Annotated in this window: 14 protein-coding genes and 2 tRNA genes; 7 read left to right on the forward strand and 9 right to left on the reverse strand. The window is 45.3% G+C overall.

What is annotated here, in order from left to right; genetic code table 11:
- Nucleotides 1-1960: immunoglobulin domain-containing protein (locus KN811_RS08375; protein ID WP_425596705.1), on the reverse strand; the 1960-nt coding region annotated here is incomplete at its 3' end.
- 746 nt (nt 1961-2706) lie between these two features.
- Here KN811_RS08375 and KN811_RS08380 point away from each other — a divergent pair.
- The 5 genes from KN811_RS08380 (at nt 2707) to KN811_RS08400 (ending at nt 8080) form a co-directional block, all read left to right on the forward strand.
- Nucleotides 2707-3420, forward strand: coding sequence for a LexA family transcriptional regulator (locus tag KN811_RS08380; RefSeq protein WP_187966733.1), 714 nt, complete (start codon nt 2707-2709; stop codon nt 3418-3420).
- A 552-nt stretch (nt 3421-3972) separates the two neighbouring features.
- A complete protein-coding gene (locus tag KN811_RS08385) occupies nt 3973-4758 on the forward strand; it encodes a diadenylate cyclase (RefSeq protein ID WP_187966734.1) in 786 nt (261 codons plus the stop codon).
- Nucleotides 4759-4985: 227 nt separating this feature from the next.
- Nucleotides 4986-5771: a tRNA pseudouridine(38-40) synthase TruA gene (truA, locus tag KN811_RS08390; RefSeq protein ID WP_187966735.1), complete on the forward strand. Its 786-nt coding sequence runs from the start codon at nt 4986-4988 to the stop codon at nt 5769-5771.
- The gene (locus KN811_RS08395) at nt 5758-7527 is read left to right on the forward strand and encodes an ABC transporter ATP-binding protein (protein ID WP_187966736.1); all 1770 of its coding nucleotides are present in this window, start codon (nt 5758-5760) and stop codon (nt 7525-7527) included. The genes truA and KN811_RS08395 overlap by 14 nt, the downstream gene beginning before the upstream one ends.
- Before the next feature lie 58 nt (nt 7528-7585).
- Nucleotides 7586-8080 carry a metallophosphoesterase family protein gene (locus tag KN811_RS08400; protein ID WP_187966737.1) on the forward strand — a complete coding sequence of 165 codons (495 nt, stop codon included), beginning with the start codon at nt 7586-7588 and terminating at the stop codon, nt 8078-8080.
- Nucleotides 8081-8452: 372 nt separating this feature from the next.
- Here the strand turns inward: KN811_RS08400 and KN811_RS08405 are convergent, their stop codons facing one another.
- Complete coding sequence (locus tag KN811_RS08405; RefSeq protein ID WP_187966738.1) at nt 8453-8863, reverse strand: DUF4293 domain-containing protein; 411 nt, start codon at nt 8861-8863, stop codon at nt 8453-8455.
- 217 nt (nt 8864-9080) lie between these two features.
- On the opposite strand from KN811_RS08405, the gene rho reads away from it, so the two are divergent.
- Both rho and KN811_RS08415 read left to right on the forward strand, forming a co-directional pair.
- Nucleotides 9081-10796, forward strand: a complete 1716-nt coding sequence (gene rho / locus KN811_RS08410; protein WP_187966739.1) for a transcription termination factor Rho — start codon at nt 9081-9083, stop codon at nt 10794-10796.
- Between the two features lie 153 nt (nt 10797-10949).
- Entirely contained in the window at nt 10950-11507 is a 558-nt protein-coding gene (locus KN811_RS08415; RefSeq protein ID WP_187966740.1) for a GNAT family N-acetyltransferase, read from the forward strand.
- 297 nt (nt 11508-11804) lie between these two features.
- On the opposite strand, the gene rpsT is transcribed toward KN811_RS08415, so the two are convergent.
- The 7 genes from rpsT to KN811_RS08450 all read right to left on the reverse strand — a co-directional run bounded on the left by rpsT (nt 11805) and on the right by KN811_RS08450 (nt 18132).
- Complete coding sequence (gene rpsT / locus KN811_RS08420; protein WP_187966741.1) at nt 11805-12059, reverse strand: 30S ribosomal protein S20; 255 nt, start codon at nt 12057-12059, stop codon at nt 11805-11807.
- Between the two features lie 125 nt (nt 12060-12184).
- Nucleotides 12185-12256 (reverse strand) — tRNA-Glu (locus tag KN811_RS08425).
- A gap of 108 nt (nt 12257-12364) precedes the next feature.
- Nucleotides 12365-12436: transfer RNA gene (locus tag KN811_RS08430), tRNA-Glu, on the reverse strand.
- Between the two features lie 140 nt (nt 12437-12576).
- Nucleotides 12577-13080: a chromate transporter gene (locus tag KN811_RS08435; RefSeq protein ID WP_187966742.1), complete on the reverse strand. Its 504-nt coding sequence runs from the start codon at nt 13078-13080 to the stop codon at nt 12577-12579.
- A 56-nt stretch (nt 13081-13136) separates the two neighbouring features.
- Nucleotides 13137-13718 carry a chromate transporter gene (locus tag KN811_RS08440; protein WP_187966743.1) on the reverse strand — a complete coding sequence of 194 codons (582 nt, stop codon included), beginning with the start codon at nt 13716-13718 and terminating at the stop codon, nt 13137-13139.
- A gap of 24 nt (nt 13719-13742) precedes the next feature.
- The gene (locus tag KN811_RS08445; protein ID WP_187966744.1) at nt 13743-16868 is read right to left on the reverse strand and encodes an efflux RND transporter permease subunit; all 3126 of its coding nucleotides are present in this window, start codon (nt 16866-16868) and stop codon (nt 13743-13745) included.
- A 112-nt stretch (nt 16869-16980) separates the two neighbouring features.
- A complete protein-coding gene (locus tag KN811_RS08450; RefSeq protein ID WP_187966745.1) occupies nt 16981-18132 on the reverse strand; it encodes an efflux RND transporter periplasmic adaptor subunit in 1152 nt (383 codons plus the stop codon).
- Between the last annotated feature and the right edge of the window lie 45 nt (nt 18133-18177).

Genomic DNA, 18177 nt, shown 5'->3' on the forward strand with positions numbered 1-18177 from the left:
CACCGTTTAAACCGGCAAACGGGAAGATCAGGTCCTGCCATACTCCACCGGCAATACCGACCGTAGCATTAAGCTCGGCATAATTATCAGCGTCGGCATCTATGGAAAATTCAGGGTTGGCTATCTCACATAATAAGCACAATCCGTCTTTATCCCATTCCTGGCTGGTGGCATGGAACGGACTTACAGGATCGGGGAATTCTCCTCCGGGTACATCCTGTGCACGGTCCAGTTCATAAACATACAGGCCCTCAAAAGCACTGGCCAATCCCGCATCCAATGATACTTCGATCCGGTTGAACGGTACGTTCACCGGATAGATCAACTCGTAAATATCTTCACTACCCGGGAACAATGACAACTGGATCAGTTCCGGGTCTAAAACCAACTCACTGTTGGCATCATTATCATTATAGGTACGTATCCGTATATTTTGTGATAACAATGAAGCGTCTATTATACCGCCTTCCTGTTTCTGCAATAATACTCTTACACCGTCACCTTCTTTGGAAACAGTAGGATACAGCGCAGTGATACTGGCATAACCATCTACGATCGCAAGATTTGCACGCAGATGTGCAAACGTAGCGTCGTTGCCGTCAAAAGCGAGTGCTGCATCGTTTACAAAATTCGCGGTACTACCAATAGTTCCTGTACCTGTTAATACATCTACGGGATGGTTCACATCCACAGAACCGGTAGCGGGCTGGTAAAAATACGCTTCATATATATTAAGGTCAGTTGCAAAGCTGTCGAGCGATAATTTCGTAATCTGAACCCCGTCATAAGGCACTCCAGGATCGAATACGATCTCATATTCATTAGCTCCGTTCAGTGCGGATATAAGATTTATTAACGGAACAGTTTCTCCGACGAGCTTTCCATTACTCACGGCCTGAATACCCACAAATCCAAGAGCCTCCAACAGTCCGGGAGGCGTTCCTATCTTTACGTGAAGTTTATCCCCAAGTTGTGGTTTTACCGCACAATTCTCAAAACTCAAGCGTTGATAAAACGCTCCTACTTTCAGGATAGAGAATGTAGAGTATGTAGATGGATCACCATCTGCGGCAAGCTCCGGATTCTGAACCCCACCTATTACAAAATTATCCTGACTACAAGCATATACCCGTTCCCTCGGATCGGTATCTGCGATGGGAGGCCTCGGCACCCCCACCATGATCGGGTAACGTTCCGGCTGGGTAAGCCCGCTTCTTGTAATTTCTATAAAATAGGAAGCATTGGCCGTAAGGGCCGGAGTAGTATAACTGTTTCCGCTGGCAATAGCCGTTCCGCCACTGGCATCGGCAAACCATTCAATACTATCTCCGGGGCTTACCGGAGATAATCCAATGGTTGTAGAATTGCCGTATTCCGCAGTGGCTCCGGTAACTCCCGGCATGCCATACTTTATTTTCGCTCCGTAGACCCTTACATCTGCACCAATGGCAGCAAGGGCCTGGAATTTCACCCGAACCCTGTCAAAGGCGGCTTCCGCCGGAAAACTCACCATATAGCGGTCCGTGGTCCCCGGCAGCAGATATACACTTGCCAGGTTAGACAGGTTAACCCCGTCACCGTTGGCCGTTGCCCCGTTAAAACTTTCCAGGGTAACTCCCCCTAGCAAGTCCAGTTCAAACAAACCACTTCCTGAGCCGATCACCACCTGAACGCTGTCTCCGGCGACCCCTTGAAACGGGAACGCCAGATCCTGCCATACGGAACCGCCAACGGTATTGGCCTGTAGTTGCGTATAAGTATTAGGATCGGAATCTACCGCATTCTCAGGGTTGGTCACCGAACAAAGCAGACAAGCAATGTCTTTGTCCGAATCCTGACTATCAGCATGGAAAGGACTTTGTTGCGCAAATCCCAGGGTAGATTTTAACACTAACAAAGAGAAGGCCAGAAAAAAGAACGGTAAGTTAGCCTTACTCTTCAGAGTAATTTTCTTGTTCATAAGACAGGGTTTCAAGTTATACTTATATATCTTTCTCTATTCGAGAATATCAGATCATTCAAACAATAATTTTTCTTCTGTTGTCTTCGTATCTCCGGTTTTTTTCCGGAATGTGGCACTGCATACACATTCTTCCTTCGGGACAAAGCACAACACATATACCAAGTGTTCCCGATCTCCTCGCGACCGGCACCGTGGTTTATCATTATATTCGTAATAAACTGGAATATTTTTCGCAAATAAGAAATTGAAAAAGACAGGGTGAGACTCCTGGCTATCAATTTGCGAAAATTTGATTCGTTAACTATCCAAAAGCAATAGTCACAGAAGTAGTTTTTTCCCATAGTTTCTTTTTAGTTTCAATTATCTCTCGTAAAAGCAGGGGGGCAATGTTTCTGAAAAATATACTTTTGGTTGTCGGGTACTTCTTGTAATTCTCTTCTTACTAAACATTTACATAGCAGGAAATCGATTTTTTAATCGCTTTTACCGATTATTTTCTTTGATTTTCGCAATATGGAGTACTTTAGTATTCCATAACACAATATTTTCAGGCAAAAGCAGTTAATATAGAGTACATAAGGATTTTTAACCAACCCGACAGTATTGCCCTATATAGTAACTGACAACACCTCACCGCCGTAACCAACTACATCAACCAACCTGATATTTATTTTTTATAAACCCGCTCATTGAGAAGCACAGCATGCATCATTCTCAACATGAGCACAAAACTTTATAAATAAATGTTAAACATATCCAAATATAGAGAACATTACGCGAATACACAAGAAAAAAAATCTCTTAACGCGACTTTTGTTCTCGAAAAGCTAAAAAAATATTTACAGGTAAAGACCAATATCGAACTTGCAAGTATCCTGCAGGTTAAACCTAACACTATATCGACATGGAAAAAAAGAAACAGCCTTGACTATGAACTTATCGTCACGGTATGTGAAAAGTTCGATATAGACCTGAACGATCTTTTCTTTGATAGCTATAATGGCAATGATATGGAAGAGATAGACAGGGATAGAAATATACATTTAGTTACCAGAGAGTTACAGTATCAATATGTAAACCACTTGGGGGAAGAATCATTTCTGAACGACGTACCGAAGTACCATTTTCCTTTTATAAACAACGACAACATGAGAGCGTTCCAGGTCACAGGAAACATGATGTACCCTACCCTGGAGGACAACGCCATCGTTATCGGAAAGCACCTCCGCTCACCCCAGGAGATCACAAACAACAAAAATTATGTGATCGTAAGCAAATTGCGAGGCATCTTTATTAACAGGGTGCGAACATCATATAATTCCCCGGATGAACTCCTGCTTGTCAATGACAATAAAATGATCCCTCAGGAAATTAAAATACATACAGATGAAATTGCCGAGATCTGGGAAGTCAGGGCCAAACTCAGCTATTCTTTTATAGAAGAACCTGTGGCTTAGACAACTATACCTGTATATTCTTCCCAAGTGAGGCTTGTGGAAATTTTCCAGAGAAAAAAACAAAATAAAGTATAGTTATGAATAACATGAAACGTCATAAATTTATTTTATGTTTTAAAAATTCAAGCGTCATTTAAAGCAGATTTAAGCGCATTTTGCGAAATGCACAACCGGAAGTGTCACACGCAAAAAAACGTTCATCCTGCTTCGAATTAATCCCGAATTTGTCGAACCCGTTCTTACCGGCCCTCATTTAGTTCAGAAAGATATTCCCGAGAGAATTTCAAACATAACTAAACATTATAAAGCACATGGAAATTATAATTTTTTATTATTAACCCATAAAAACCGGCTTCAAGATACAGCGCCATACACGATTTCTTTTTAATACATACCCAACCCCCTCCCCTAATCTTTTCCTGTTCTTAGACCTACTTATTTTCCTTTTTCGGTCAAACAAAAATTTTTATACGGCCAGTCGTATTTCTTTTGTCTTTCCATTTTGCCCTTTCGCATATTTTTTTGCTAATTTTACACAAAAGCGAAAATGCCTTGAAGATATTTGATTTTCTCAATTTCACAATTATAGATATTATAGATATTGTACTGCTTGCCTTTTTGTTATATTACGTATACAAACTGGTAAAAGGGACTGTCGCCGTAAATATCTTTATCGGTTTTGGCATTATCTATCTTATCTGGCGAGTCACAGAAGTGCTCCAGATGCATATGATAAGCAGTATCTTCGGCAGTTTTATGAGTGTCGGTTTCTTTGCGCTGATCGTACTCTTTCAGCAGGAGATCCGAAAATTCCTGCTTACCATAGGCTCTACCAATCTGGCCAACCGGAAAAACCTGAAAAAATATTTCCGGTTCTTCAAGAACGATGGCTTTGATATCCAGACCAATGTAGATGCCCTGGTTGCTGCCTGCGAAAAACTGGGAAGCACCAAAACAGGAGCCCTGCTGGTCATTCAACGCAATACCCCGCTCGATTTTGTTAAGAATACAGGAGACAGTATGTCCATAAAAATCACTATCCCCATTATAGAAAGTATCTTTTACAAAAACAGTCCTCTGCACGACGGGGCGGTGGTCATAGAAGGCAACTACATCGTTGCCACCAGGGTGGTCCTCCCCGTATCTAACGAGAGGAGCATTCCGCTGAGATTTGGCCTTCGCCATCGTGCCGCCATAGGCATTACCGACAAAACGGATGCCCTGGTCCTCGTGGTCAGTGAAGAAACCGGGCAGATATCCTACATCAAAGACGGCCGCTTCTCTCTCTTCAGCGATACTGCTGAACTCATCGCCCACATCAAAGAAGATCTGAGCTAACCAACAATACTTCTCACCCTCTCACCCTCTCACCTTCTCACCCTCTCACCCTCTCACCCTCTCACCTTCTCACCTTCTCACCTTCTCACCTTCTCACCTTCTCACCTTCTCACCTTCTCACCTTCTCACCTTCTCACCTTCTCACCTTCTCACCTTCTCACCTTCTCACCTTCTCACCATAAATCCAGGAACTTCTTATCTTTGTACTTTTCAAAAGCATATTCCCTTTGCGATATTTTATAGAATTGTCATACCACGGAAAGAACTATCACGGCTGGCAAAAACAACCCAATGCCCCGTCGGTCCAGGAAACCATAGAAAAAGGGATGTCTCTGTTACTGAGAGAACCAGTTACCATTACCGGGGCCGGAAGAACCGATACAGGAGTACATGCCAGGCAGATGTTTGCCCATTTCAACACCGAGGTGAAGCTGAATGCGGAAGACCTGACCTACAAACTGAATTCACTCCTGGCCAGGGATATTGCCATAAGCCGTATCTTCCCGGTGCAGGATGACGCACATGCGCGTTTCGATGCCGTATCACGGACTTATGAATATTGGATCGTTCAAAAGAAAGACCCGTTCATGAACGATTTTGCATATAACCTCCACTACCCTATCGATATCGACAAAATGAACAGGGCAGCAGAAGCATTATTTGAACATTCTGATTTCCAGTGTTTTTCAAAATCAAAAACAGATGTTAAGACTTATCTCTGTAAAATAGAGCACGCCCGGTGGGAATTTGTTAAAGGCAAACTGGTCTTTACCATTACAGCAGACAGGTTTCTCCGCAACATGGTCCGTGCTATCGTGGGGACGCTCCTCGATGTGGGCCTGGGGAAAATGCCGGAAGAAAACGTTAAAAAAATCATAGAAAGCAAAAATAGGAGTAAAGCGGGTGTGTCAGTTCCGGCACATGGATTATATTTAACAAAAATTACATACCCCTATATCCGGGATCACGAACCGACTCCACCCCTAACCATAAAAAATAATGAGCACAAATAAAGGAACTGCTTTTGACTTTGGCCTGTTTAAAAGGCTCATGAAACACGCGCGTCCGTACAGGCTTACATTTTACAGTGTGGCCCTGACTGCTGTACTGGTATCCCTGTTTTCTGTAGCCAGGCCTTACCTGCTCAAGATCACCGTTGACGATTATATCCAGCATAAAGACTATGAGGGCATGCTATTCTATATCGCCCTTATGCTCATAATGCTCATTTGTGGCGTTATAAGCCAGCTCTCTTTTATCTATTATGCCAACTGGCTGGGCCAATCTGTTATCAAGGACATCCGCATAAAGCTTTTCAGGCATATGCTGGGGTTTAAGATGAAGTATTACGACAATTCTTCTATTGGCATCCTGGTAACCAGGGCCGTAAATGATATGCAGCGTATCGGGGAAATATTCAGTCAGGGACTCTTTATGATCGTAAGCGACCTGCTGCAAATGTTCGTCGTGGCAGGGGTGATGTTGTTTACCAGCTGGAAACTCTCCCTGATCGTATTTGCCATACTCCCCCTGATCCTTTACGCCACCCGCCTGTTCCAGAAAGCCATGAAAGTGGCCTTTACCGAAGTAAGGGCACAGGTCGCCAACCTCAATTCCTTCGTACAGGAACGGATCTCCGGAATGAAGATCGTACAACTCTATACCAGGGAGAAGATCGAATATGAAAAATTCGGGGAGATCAACGAAAAACACAAAACAGCCTGGCTCAAGACCGTCTGGTATAACTCCATATTCTTTCCGGTAGCAGAACTCGCTTCTTCCATCACCATCGGACTTGTGGTCTGGTATGGCGGATTGCGGACCATTGCAGGAGACGATATAGAACTGGGAAGCGTTTTTATGTTTATCGAAATGTCCCAGATGTTATTCCGCCCGCTACGACAGATCGCCGATAAATTCAACACCCTGCAAATGGGAATGGTAGCTGCCAACCGGGTGTTCGGCATACTGGACACCGAAAGCTCCATAGAAGACAAAGGAACTGTCATGGCCAACAACCTCCGGGGTGATATCCATTTCAAAGATGTACATTTCGGTTATCTTAAAGACGAAGAAGTACTGCACGGTATCTCTTTTGATGTAAAATCTGGACAGACCATTGCTATTGTTGGCGCCACAGGAGCGGGAAAATCTACCATTATTAACCTTCTCAACCGTTTCTACGAGATCAATTCCGGGGAAATAAAAATAGATCAGGTGAACATCAATGATTATACCCTTGCTTCATTACGAGGCCGTATTGCAGTGGTATTACAGGACGTATTCCTCTTTGCCGATACTATATTTCACAACATCAACCTTAAAAATCCCGAAATTACAGAAGAACAGGTACACGAAGCCGCAAAGGGGATCGGTATTCACGATTTTATCATGAGCCTGCCCGGCGGGTATAACTACAATGTCAAGGAAAGAGGCACCATGCTGTCCAGCGGCCAGCGCCAACTCATAGCCTTCCTTCGCGCTTACGTGAGCAACCCGGATATTCTGGTCCTGGATGAAGCCACGTCTTCCGTAGACTCGCACTCAGAACAACTCATACAGACCGCCACCGAAAAGATCACTGAAGGCCGGACTTCTATTGTCATTGCACACCGCCTGGCCACCATTAAAAAAGCCGATAAAATACTGGTAATGGACGCCGGGGAAGTGGTCGAATCCGGTACGCACCGTGAACTCCTTCAAAAAGAGGGAGGATATTACAAAAACCTCTACGAGGTGCAATTCATGGCGGAAGAAGAAACGATTTAAAGTACGAAGTTAGAAGTAGGGAGTGGGAAGTATGAAGTTAGAAGTTTAAACACCCGAAATGACAAAAATCTTACTGTTATCCGACACACACAGTCATATAGATAATGCCATTCTCAAATACGCCAAACAGGCAGATGAGATCTGGCATGCCGGGGATATCGGTGACCTTTCCGTGACGGACAACCTGAAAAACATAGCCCCGCTCAGGGCGGTTTACGGCAATATAGACAATGCAGAGGCCCGGAAGGAATTCCCGGAACACAACCGTTTTCTATGTGAGGATGTCGACGTATGGATAACCCACATAGGCGGATACCCGGGGAGATACGACAAAAGGGTACGGGAAGATATCCGGAAAAATCCACCCAAACTCTTTATCTGTGGGCACTCGCACATACTGAAGGCCATGTACGACAAAAAACTGAATTTATTACACATGAATCCCGGCGCCGCGGGAAAATACGGATTTCACCAGGTACGCACCATGCTCCGCTTCGCCATAGACAAAGACCAGATCAAAGACCTGGAAATTGTGGAATTGGGGAAGAGGTAGCTGACAGGGGGGAGACAAGGATGACGGGGAGACAAGGATGACGGGGAGACAAGGATGACGGGGAGACAAGGTGACGGGGTGAAGAGGTGACATAGTTAAAGACAAAAAAAGACAAAAAGGGGATTCTTCGCTTCGCTCAGAATCACACTCTTCATTTTGATGATCGTATATCCAATCCGGTTGCCGAGTTCTTCAACAGAGTCCGTCCTAAACTTGACGAGGGGTACTTCATAAAATCTGCGTATCCGTGCCCCCAAAAACCCCGACACACCCCCCAAAAAAACCAAGGGTTCCCGAACGAAGCGAGGAACAAAAAAACCCGCCTGCAAAGCAAACGGGTCTTAACGCACTAATACTACTAAGATTTCAGGTTTATCGCAACCGGTCTACAGATTTTACGAGATCTTCATCCTTTTTGATGGCCTTATTGGCCAAAACTAAAAAAACGATAGAAACTACAGGAAGGAACATCCCAACACCCTTCTCAGAAATGTTACTTTCTCCGGATAAATTTAGCGACCGATACGCAAATACTCCTAGTAAAATTAAGTTTAATATCATATTCAATCTGTTTAGCACAAATTGATTTTTTCTATTCTTAAATGCAAAAACAGATACCAGAGCCACTATTGCCGATGCAATGAGCAGCAATATCACCCATAATTCCGATACGGCATATACAGCATTCCCTTCTGCATCTTTCCACAAAGATAATACAAAAGGTAGTGCCCCACCAACCAAAACCACAATAATAAGATATATACTCTGTATTCTTTGTAACATCTTCGCGCCAGAAATATGGGCAAAAATAAGAGTTCTTTTTAGAAAATACGACCGGTTTATAAAAATAAATTTGTAATATTGCGGTATCTATTCGTAACCAACTCAAAACAAGGTTCGTTTGACTTCGATTTTTTTCACTTTGATGCTCATCCCAAAACCCACAAACCGGACTTAACAGAGCACTTCAAAAGAATTAATTAACTTATTTAACATTTCAATGTTCGACATTTCAGATTTAAAAGGAAAGAAATTAACTGAATTACAGGAAATTGCGAAGAATTTAAGTATCCCAAAATTCAGGACACTTAAAAAGATGGATCTCATATACCAGATCCTGGATGTACAGGCCGCAAACCCAAAAACTGTAACTGATCAGAAAACTTCCTCATCTTCTGCAGGCAGCGAAGAGACCGCGCCCAAAGAAAGAAAAACACGCAGAATCCGAATAAAAAAGGATCCCTCAGATACCTCTCCGGCCAAAAAGGCCACACAAGACAAAGCGGAAAACATGGAAAAACCCGTTCCGCAAATGTCCCAGAAAAATACACCCCAGAAAAACACAGTCCAGCCTGCTCCAAGAAAACAGAAGGACGAAAAGCAAAAACCAGAGGAAACAGACAACATCCCCTCAAAAGAAAAGAAAAAAGAATACACTCCTAAAGGACAACAACACCAGAAAAAAGGGAATAACGGCAGTCACCAACCCCATAACAAGGAGAGTTTCGACAAGGAAAAAAAGAGCCGTTACAAAGACCCCGCCGATAAGGACAATTTTGATAAGGAAAAGAAGAACCGTTACAAGGACCCCGATTTCGAGTTTGACGGTATCGTGGAAAGTGAAGGTGTCCTGGACATCATGCAGGACGGATACGGATTTCTCCGTTCTTCCGACTACAATTACCTCTCTTCTCCTGACGATATTTACGTTTCGCAGTCCCAGATAAGGCTGTTCGGTTTAAAGACCGGCGACACTGTGCTTGGCTCCGTACGCCCCCCGAAAGAAGGTGAGAAATATTTTCCGCTTATCCGGGTCACTAAGATCAACGGGCTCGCTCCCCAGGTAGTAAGGGACCGCGTGTCTTTTGAACACCTGACCCCGCTTTTCCCAGAAGAAAAATTTAAACTTGCAGAAAGACAGAGTACGGTTTCTACCCGTATCGTAGATCTTTTCTCTCCCATAGGGAAAGGACAAAGGGGAATGATCGTTTCCCAGCCCAAAACGGGTAAGACCATGCTGTTAAAAGACATTGCCAACGCCATTGCCGCCAACCATCCGGAAGTATACCTGCTGGTACTGCTCATCGACGAGCGCCCGGAAGAGGTGACCGACATGCAGCGAAGCGTACACGGCGAAGTTGTCGCATCTACTTTCGACGAGCCTGCAGACCGGCACGTAAAGGTAGCCAACATTGTCCTGGAAAAAGCAAAACGGCTTGTAGAATGCGGTCACGATGTAGTGATACTGCTCGACTCCATTACCCGTCTGGCCAGGGCATACAACACCGTACAACCTGCCAGCGGAAAAGTGCTGAGTGGTGGTGTGGATGCCAATGCACTGCACAAACCCAAGCGTTTCTTCGGAGCTGCGCGTAATATTGAAGGCGGAGGCTCCCTTTCTATCATAGCCACTGCACTTACTGAAACAGGGTCCAAAATGGACGAAGTGATCTTCGAAGAGTTCAAAGGAACCGGTAACATGGAACTCCAACTCGACAGGCGTATCGCCAACCGAAGGATCTTCCCGGCCATAGACCTTATTTCTTCCAGCACAAGGAGAGACGATCTCCTGCTCGACGAAAACACCATACAGCGTATGTGGATCATGCGAAAATACCTCGCTGACATGAACCCGGTAGAAGCCATGGAATTCATGGACAGCCGTATCAAAAAGACAGTGAACAACGAAGAATTCCTGATGACCATGAATCAGTAACAGACCTGATAGTGCTGTGCCGTTGCTTTTTAGCGGCACATGGTCTTATATTCAGATAAAATCTCAAAATCCCAAAGGGCAAAAACGATGTTTTTGCCCTTTGGGATTTTTAAATTCCGGTATCTTTATACCCGTAAAAAAAATTCACTTCCCATGATAGAATACGACCTGGCCCGGTCTGAAACAGACCTTAGAGGTATCCTTGAACTTCAAAAAAAAAATTCCCCCGGTGCCATTTCCCCTGAAGAAGCGGCAAGCCAGGGGTTCGTAACCGTACGTCACGATCTCGACATACTGGGCCGGATGAACCGGGAAGCCCCGAGTATCATAGCCAAGGATAAGGACAAGGTGATCGGATACTGCCTTGCCATGACCCGAAATTTTAAAAAAGACATCCCTGTGCTCATCCCCATGTTCAATACCATAGACAAACTATCCTTTAAGAACGAGCCTCTCCTGGACGCAAATTACATCGTTTCCGGCCAGGTATGCATAGACAAGGCTTACCGGGGAAAAGGTATTTTAGACGGGCTCTACAACCACTACCGGGAAGCCTATAAGGACATCTATAAATATATAATAACCGAAATAGTCACCACAAACCAAAGATCTGTAAAAGCACATCTAAGAGTCGGTTTTGAACACCTGCACAGTTATATCGCCCCCGACAACACCGACTGGGATATTGTGATCTGGGACTGGAACTCCTGACACTTACATATTGTAGATTATAGATTATAGGTTGCAGGTTTCGGGTTATATTCTATAAAAGCAGACTCATTTGGCCATCTTTTGGCCGGGACAAGCCATGGCCGTCAAAACACGATCATTTCACATCATGCCCCTCCTAATTTTCACAACGTCTAAACCCACACATTTTGCAACTCCAAAACTTTTTAAGAAGATTGAACCAAGGAAACGTTACCCAGGTAACTGAGATTCGCTCTATAAACAAAAAAAAGGCTGTCTTTTCCGGACAGCCTTTTTACTAACTATATTATGATTTCTTTAAGCCAAAGAAGCGATATGCTTTGCCAGTTTAGACTTCAGGTTAGCCGCTTTGTTATTGTGAATAACATTTTTCTTGGCCAACTTGTCGATCATAGACACTACCGAAGGATACAGTGCTTCAGCCTCTTTCTTGTTCTCAGTACCGCGCAGTTTTTTGATAGCGTTACGCGTAGTCTTGTGCTGGTACCTGTTTCTGAGCCGTACTGCTTCGTTCCTTCTGATTCTTTTTAATGCCGACTTATGATTTGCCATGTTTTGTTTCCTTAACTATTAAATCCAAAAAATAAATAATTAAAATACCTTTTACGGTATGGATGTTTACATCCTTGTTCTCTGATCAAAGACTTACAGGCCTGACCTGCTTGTCTTTTACGTTGTAGTCCGTAGGGGAATCGAACCCCTGTTACCAGGATGAAAACCTGGCGTCCTAACCCCTAGACGAACGGACCGGATCTATATGCAATGAATGACGATAAAATTACGCTTTTTCGTTATTCATTCCAAATTTTCAGTGAGCTTCAAAACCTGCAAATCTAAATTGCAGATCCTGTATTTCGTAGCCCGTAGGGGATTCGAACCCCTGTTACCAGGATGAAAACCTGGCGTCCTAACCCCTAGACGAACGGGCCATTATTTATCTCAAAATGCGGATGCAAAAATACAACTATTTTTATACGGTGCAATACCTAAGCAATTTTTTTTGGCCTAATTTTAAAAAAATTCCTTTTTGGGCTTTTTCCGGCCCCCTGAAAAAGTTTAAACACCTCCATTACAAAAATAATATCCCTGCAATACCGGAAAACACGATCAGGAAAACCGGGTTGATCTTTTTAACCTTGTATTGAATGAAACCGGCAACGATCCCTACCACAATGACTTTCCACCGGATAGAAGTAAAGTTATCCCCAAAAAACGTTTTTTCTGCAATCTGCAGGCCTGCAAACAAAATAAGGGCTATGGTTACGGGTTTAAGCCCTTTAAAGACCGCTTTCTTTACAGGATGGTCCCTGGCTTTCATAAGAAAGTTCGAGAGTACAAGCATAATAATGACGGAAGGGGCCGCCAAAGCCCCGGTTGCCAGAATACCTCCCGGCACTCCTGCCACACTGTTTCCCACATAAGTTGCAGAATTCATGGCAATGGCTCCCGGGGTCATCTGGGCCAGCGATAGTACATCCATAAACCGTTCGCCGGTCATCCAGCCGTGCTTTTCAAATTCCACAATAAACAAGGGCACCATGGCCAGCCCCCCCGCCAAAACTAAACAAGCCAATTTTAAAAAACACCCACACCAACAACAACAGATCTTTGATCATGAGCAATTGAATTTTATAATTTAAAAAGGGACATTTTCCATATTAAAAAGCCCAGGGCAGCACCTGCCACGATGATCAAAACAGGATGAACACCGCAGAACAGGCTGAGCAAAGCCAACAAGAAAAATATAATAGATACACTCCCCTTCATCCCGGACCTGATCAGTTTATACACAGACCTGCATATCATGGCCACCAGGCACGCCCGTATTCCCGTAAAAGCTTTTTGAACGATCTCACTTTCAAAATGGTCGCCTACCAGGTAATACAAAAGGGTAATAATCAGCAAAGAGGGAGTGACAACCCCCAACGAGGCAACAATACCGCCCCAGGCCTTTCCTTGGGTATTTCCGATATGTGTCGCCGCATTAATGGCAATAGTTCCCGGGGTCATCTGTGAAAAAGAGATGATATCCAGTAAATCGTCATTGGTGATCCATTTCTTTTTATCGATAAGCTCCCGTTCGAGCAGAGGGATCATCGCATATCCTCCCCCGAACATAAAAAAGCCTATTTTTAAAAAGGAAGTGAACAGCTCAACATAGAGCTCCCGGGAAACCTTTTGACGCTTTGCCGTATTAATTCGACGATACATTGACCCTGTATTATATCACTCTTTTTATAACTCTGTAATTTCCTCTCCCTGCTCCCTGCTCCCCGGTTTTTCCCTGTACGCAAAATAGAACACCTGCGGCAACACCGTAATGGAAAGGATCATACAAACAATCAGTCCGCCTACGATCATGATGGCCAGCGGTTTCTGTATTTCGGAGCCCATCCCCGTGGAAAGAGCCGCAGGCAACAGCCCCAGCGACCCCATCAGGGCGATCATCAATACCGGCCTGATACGGCTGTATACGGCCTGGGATATCGCCTCTTTCAACGGAATATGCCTTCTTATCCGCTGCCTGATGTTTCCTATGAGGACTATGCCGTCAATCGTTGCTACTCCGAAGAGGATGATAAACCCTATTCCCGCCGAGATCCCGAAGGTTGTACCCGTAACCAGCAGGGACAGGTACCCGCCTATAAATGCAAAGGGTACAACCGTAAACGAGACCAGCGTATCTTTCAGGTTCCCCTCGAAATTCATCCAGAGCAGGAACATGATAAGCAAAAGACAGACCGGAACGATCATATACAACTGCCTGGTGGCCCTTTCTTTGGACTCGAACTCCCCGGCCCATTCGGTTTTTATATGCCCGGGAAATTTTACGTTTTCTCCCACCACTTTTTCGGCCTCTGCAACGGTGCTTCCGAGGTCCCTGTCCTCAATACTGAACCCTACACCGATATAACGACTGCTCCCTTCCCTGTAAATAAAGGCAGGCCCGGTGTGGAAGTCTATGGTAGCGATCTCCTTCAGGGGGACCCGCTTTCCGTCTTTGGTCGGGATCAGGATCTCACCGATCTTTTCGTCCGTATCCCGGTAATCCCTGGCAAAACGCAAACGGACATCAAACATTCGTTCATCCTCGTAAAAGGTGGTTGCGGCCTGTCCGCCTATGGCCATAGCGATCACAGCCTGGGCATCGGAAATATCCACGGCATACCGGGACAATTTATGGTCGTGCAGCTGTATTCGCAGTTCGGGCAGCCCAATGTTCCTGTAAACATTGAGATCTTTTATACCTCTTACATTTTTTAAGGACGAGGCCACCTGGTCTGCGTAGTCTTCCAGCTCAAAAAGATCGTCCCCGAATATTTTTACCACCAGCGAGCTTTTGACCCCGGCCACATATTCCTCTACATTGTCCTGTATGGGCTGACTGAACCCGAACACGATCCCCGAATACGATTGAAGGGTTTGCCGCAACTCGTCTATGAGCTCTTCTTTATCAATGTTCCGCTTCCACTCTTTTTCCGGGAACAGTTCAATGTGAAATTCAATATTGAAAAATCCTGTTGGGTCTGTACCATCATTGGGCCTTCCGGTCTGGGTCAGCACAAACTTCACCTCGTCGAATTTCCTGATCTTGTCTTTCATCTCCTTCGTCAGCCGGACAGACTCTTCCAGGTTGATGCTGTTGGGCAGGGTGGCCCGTACATATACAGCTCCTTCATTGAGTTTGGGCAAAAATTCCGAACCGTGGTTATAGAAACCTGCAATACATGCCAACAATAACACGCAAAAAGAGGCAATGGTCGCTTTTTTATACTTTGCCGTCCATAAATACAGGTTGAACAGGCCGTTTCTGAAAGATCTTGTTACCACATTGTTCTTTTCCCTGATATTTTTGGTCAGGAGCACTTTACACATGGCCGGCACGTAGGTAAGGCTTAAGATCAGCGAACCGAGCAAAGCAAATCCCAGGGTATAGGCCAGGGGTGAGAACATTTTTCCCTCCACTTTCTGGAATGAAAAGATGGGCAGCAGTGCCACGATCAGGATAAACAGGGCAAAGAATATATAGGAAGCCACATTTTTGGCGCTGTTTTTAATAATACCCAGCTTCGACATCTTGTTAAAGCGCTCCATCCCCACCTGGCCGGCTTTTTGCTCAAGGCCGACAAAGACCCTTTCGGCAATGACCAGGGCCCCTTCCAGCAGCAGGCCGAAATCGAGCGCCCCCATGGAAATGAGATTGGCAGGCATTCCGATAATGCGCAACATGGTTATGGCAAACAGGAATGCGAGCGGGATCACCGAGGCCACAATAAGGGTCATCCGCCAGTTATACAGAAAGATAAAGACGATCAGGGAGACCAGAATAATCCCTTCCACCAGGTTTTTGGTCACGGTATGGACCGTAACATCCACCAGCTCTGTTCTGTCTATGAACGGCTCTATTTTTACATCGCCGGGCAATATCCTCTCGTTGAGCTCTTTTATTTTTTCCTTGAGGCTGGTGATCACCCCGCCCGGGTTTTCTCCGCGGAGCATGATCACGATTCCCTGTACAAGGTCGTCATCGTCCTGCAATCCTACCTGTCCCAGGCGTGGCTTGGCCGATATTTTCACTTCTGCTACATGCTTTACCATGACCGGGGTAGAGCCCTTTACCTCGATCAGTATATTTTCTATGTCCCGGACGCTTTCCAGCAGGCCTACTCCCCTCACCACGTAGGCCTGGTCTCCCTGCTCAATAATATCTCCGCCTACATTGATATTGCTTTTGGAAACGGCTTCATACACATCCAGGGGAGAAAGGCCGTAATTGCTGAGTTCCGTAGGGTGTATCTGTATTTCGTATATCTTTTCCTCACCGCCAAAACTCACGATATCCGCCACACCGGGAACAGCGACCAGTTCGCGTTCTATCACCCAATCGTGAATGGCGGTAATATCCTTGATCGGCCTGTCGCTTTTTACCACATAGCGGAAGATCTCCCCCGTTGCCCCGGAAGGCGGTTCTATTTCCGCCTCGGCCCCATCCGGAAGCTCTACGGACCGAAGGCGGTTAGAGGCGTATTGCTGTGCAAAAAAATCATCGGCACTGTCGTCGAAAATAACCGTTACCACAGAGAGCCCGAAAAGGGAAATGGAACGCACCTTTGTTTTCTTGGGTATGGTGTTCATCTCTTTCATCACCGGCAGGGTGACGAATTTCTCTACTTCTTCTGCACTACGGCCGGGCCACTGTGTTATAATACGGGCCCTTGTATTTGTAACATCGGGAAAAGCCTCAATAGGCGTGTGTATATAGCTTACAATACCCGCCACCAGGAGCAGGGCCGTGAGAAAAAAGACGATCACGGAATTCTTTAATGAAAATGCTACTATGCTTTGAACGAATTTGGTCATCTTTCGTAGTATTGTTGATTAGGCGATAAGACTGTTAGCGGAACCGGATCGTGCTGAACAGGGCAAAGACAGGCTTATCCCGCCTTCTGCAAACCACGGCACTGTATTTCTTTTAACTTCCCGATCCCTTGAGTTGTTCGTAGATAAGCAAGAGGTTTTTGACGACCACCTGTTCATTCTCTTCCAGCCCTCCGGAGGTATAGGCATTATGATTGTGCTTACCGAGCACTTCGATCTCCCGGACTTCCAGGTCACAATCGCCCCTGTACACTACGGCAAAATACCTGTTGTCATCAAAGATCAGCGCCCGGGTGGAAATGGTCACTGCCTGTGTTCCCCGGTCTTTCTTTGCTTTGATATCGGCGGACATTCCGGGCTTCAGTTTGTGGTCTTTGTTGGGAATGACCACCCTGGCTTTAAGCACCCGTTCCTCACTGTCGAACACCTGTGATATGTAGGTTATGGTCCCGCTGAATACCTCATCGGGATAGGAAAGGGTCTTTATATCCACTTCCTGTCCGGTATGCAGTTTGGTAACATTCCCTGCATAAATATTCAGCAACACCCATACTTCGCTCAGGTCGGCTACCGTAAATAGCGGTCCGCCATCTGCTGATATTCTCATCCCCGTAGCCACATTCTTCTCTGTAATGACCCCTGAAACCGGGGATTTCACCAAAAAACTGCCATTTTCCGAACTGCTGCCATACAAACCCAGGGTGGCCATTACATTTTCCAGGGCCGCCTGTTTTGTTTTCAATTCGCTTTCGGCGACCAGGAGGTCTTTTTGCGAGGCAATACCGTCTTCGTACATGGATCTTACAGATCGCAACTCCCGCTCGGCCACGGCAATCCCGGATTCCAGGCTTTTGCGTTCCGATTTCAGGTTGTTCAATTCCGAGCTTTGCACTTCGGCCAGTACCTGCCCCCTGTTCACCTCATCTCCCAAAGAAAAGTGAGTCCCGGATATCACTCCGTCCACCAGGCTTGAAAAAGGCACCACTTTATCGGGATTGCTTTCCACGATCCCCGTAAGTGTAATACCTTCTTCCACCGGCCGGATACGGGCCGTTTCCAATTGTATTTTCTCCCGGAAAGCTGTGTCCAGGCAATATCCGGAACTGTTTCCCGTACCAGTTGTTTCCCGGCTCTCATGACAGGCAGAGAACACTAATAGCATGGATGACATGGCAACCGTGGAAAAAAAGGCCAGAAAATTCCTTTTCCCATCAGCAGGTGTGTTATTGCGGTATATCCGTTTCATATATCTGTTTTTTGGCTGAAGGACCATCGGCCGTTACCGGTCATC

The organism is Sinomicrobium weinanense (assembly GCF_018863395.1).
GTDB lineage: Bacteria > Bacteroidota > Bacteroidia > Flavobacteriales > Flavobacteriaceae > Sinomicrobium > Sinomicrobium weinanense.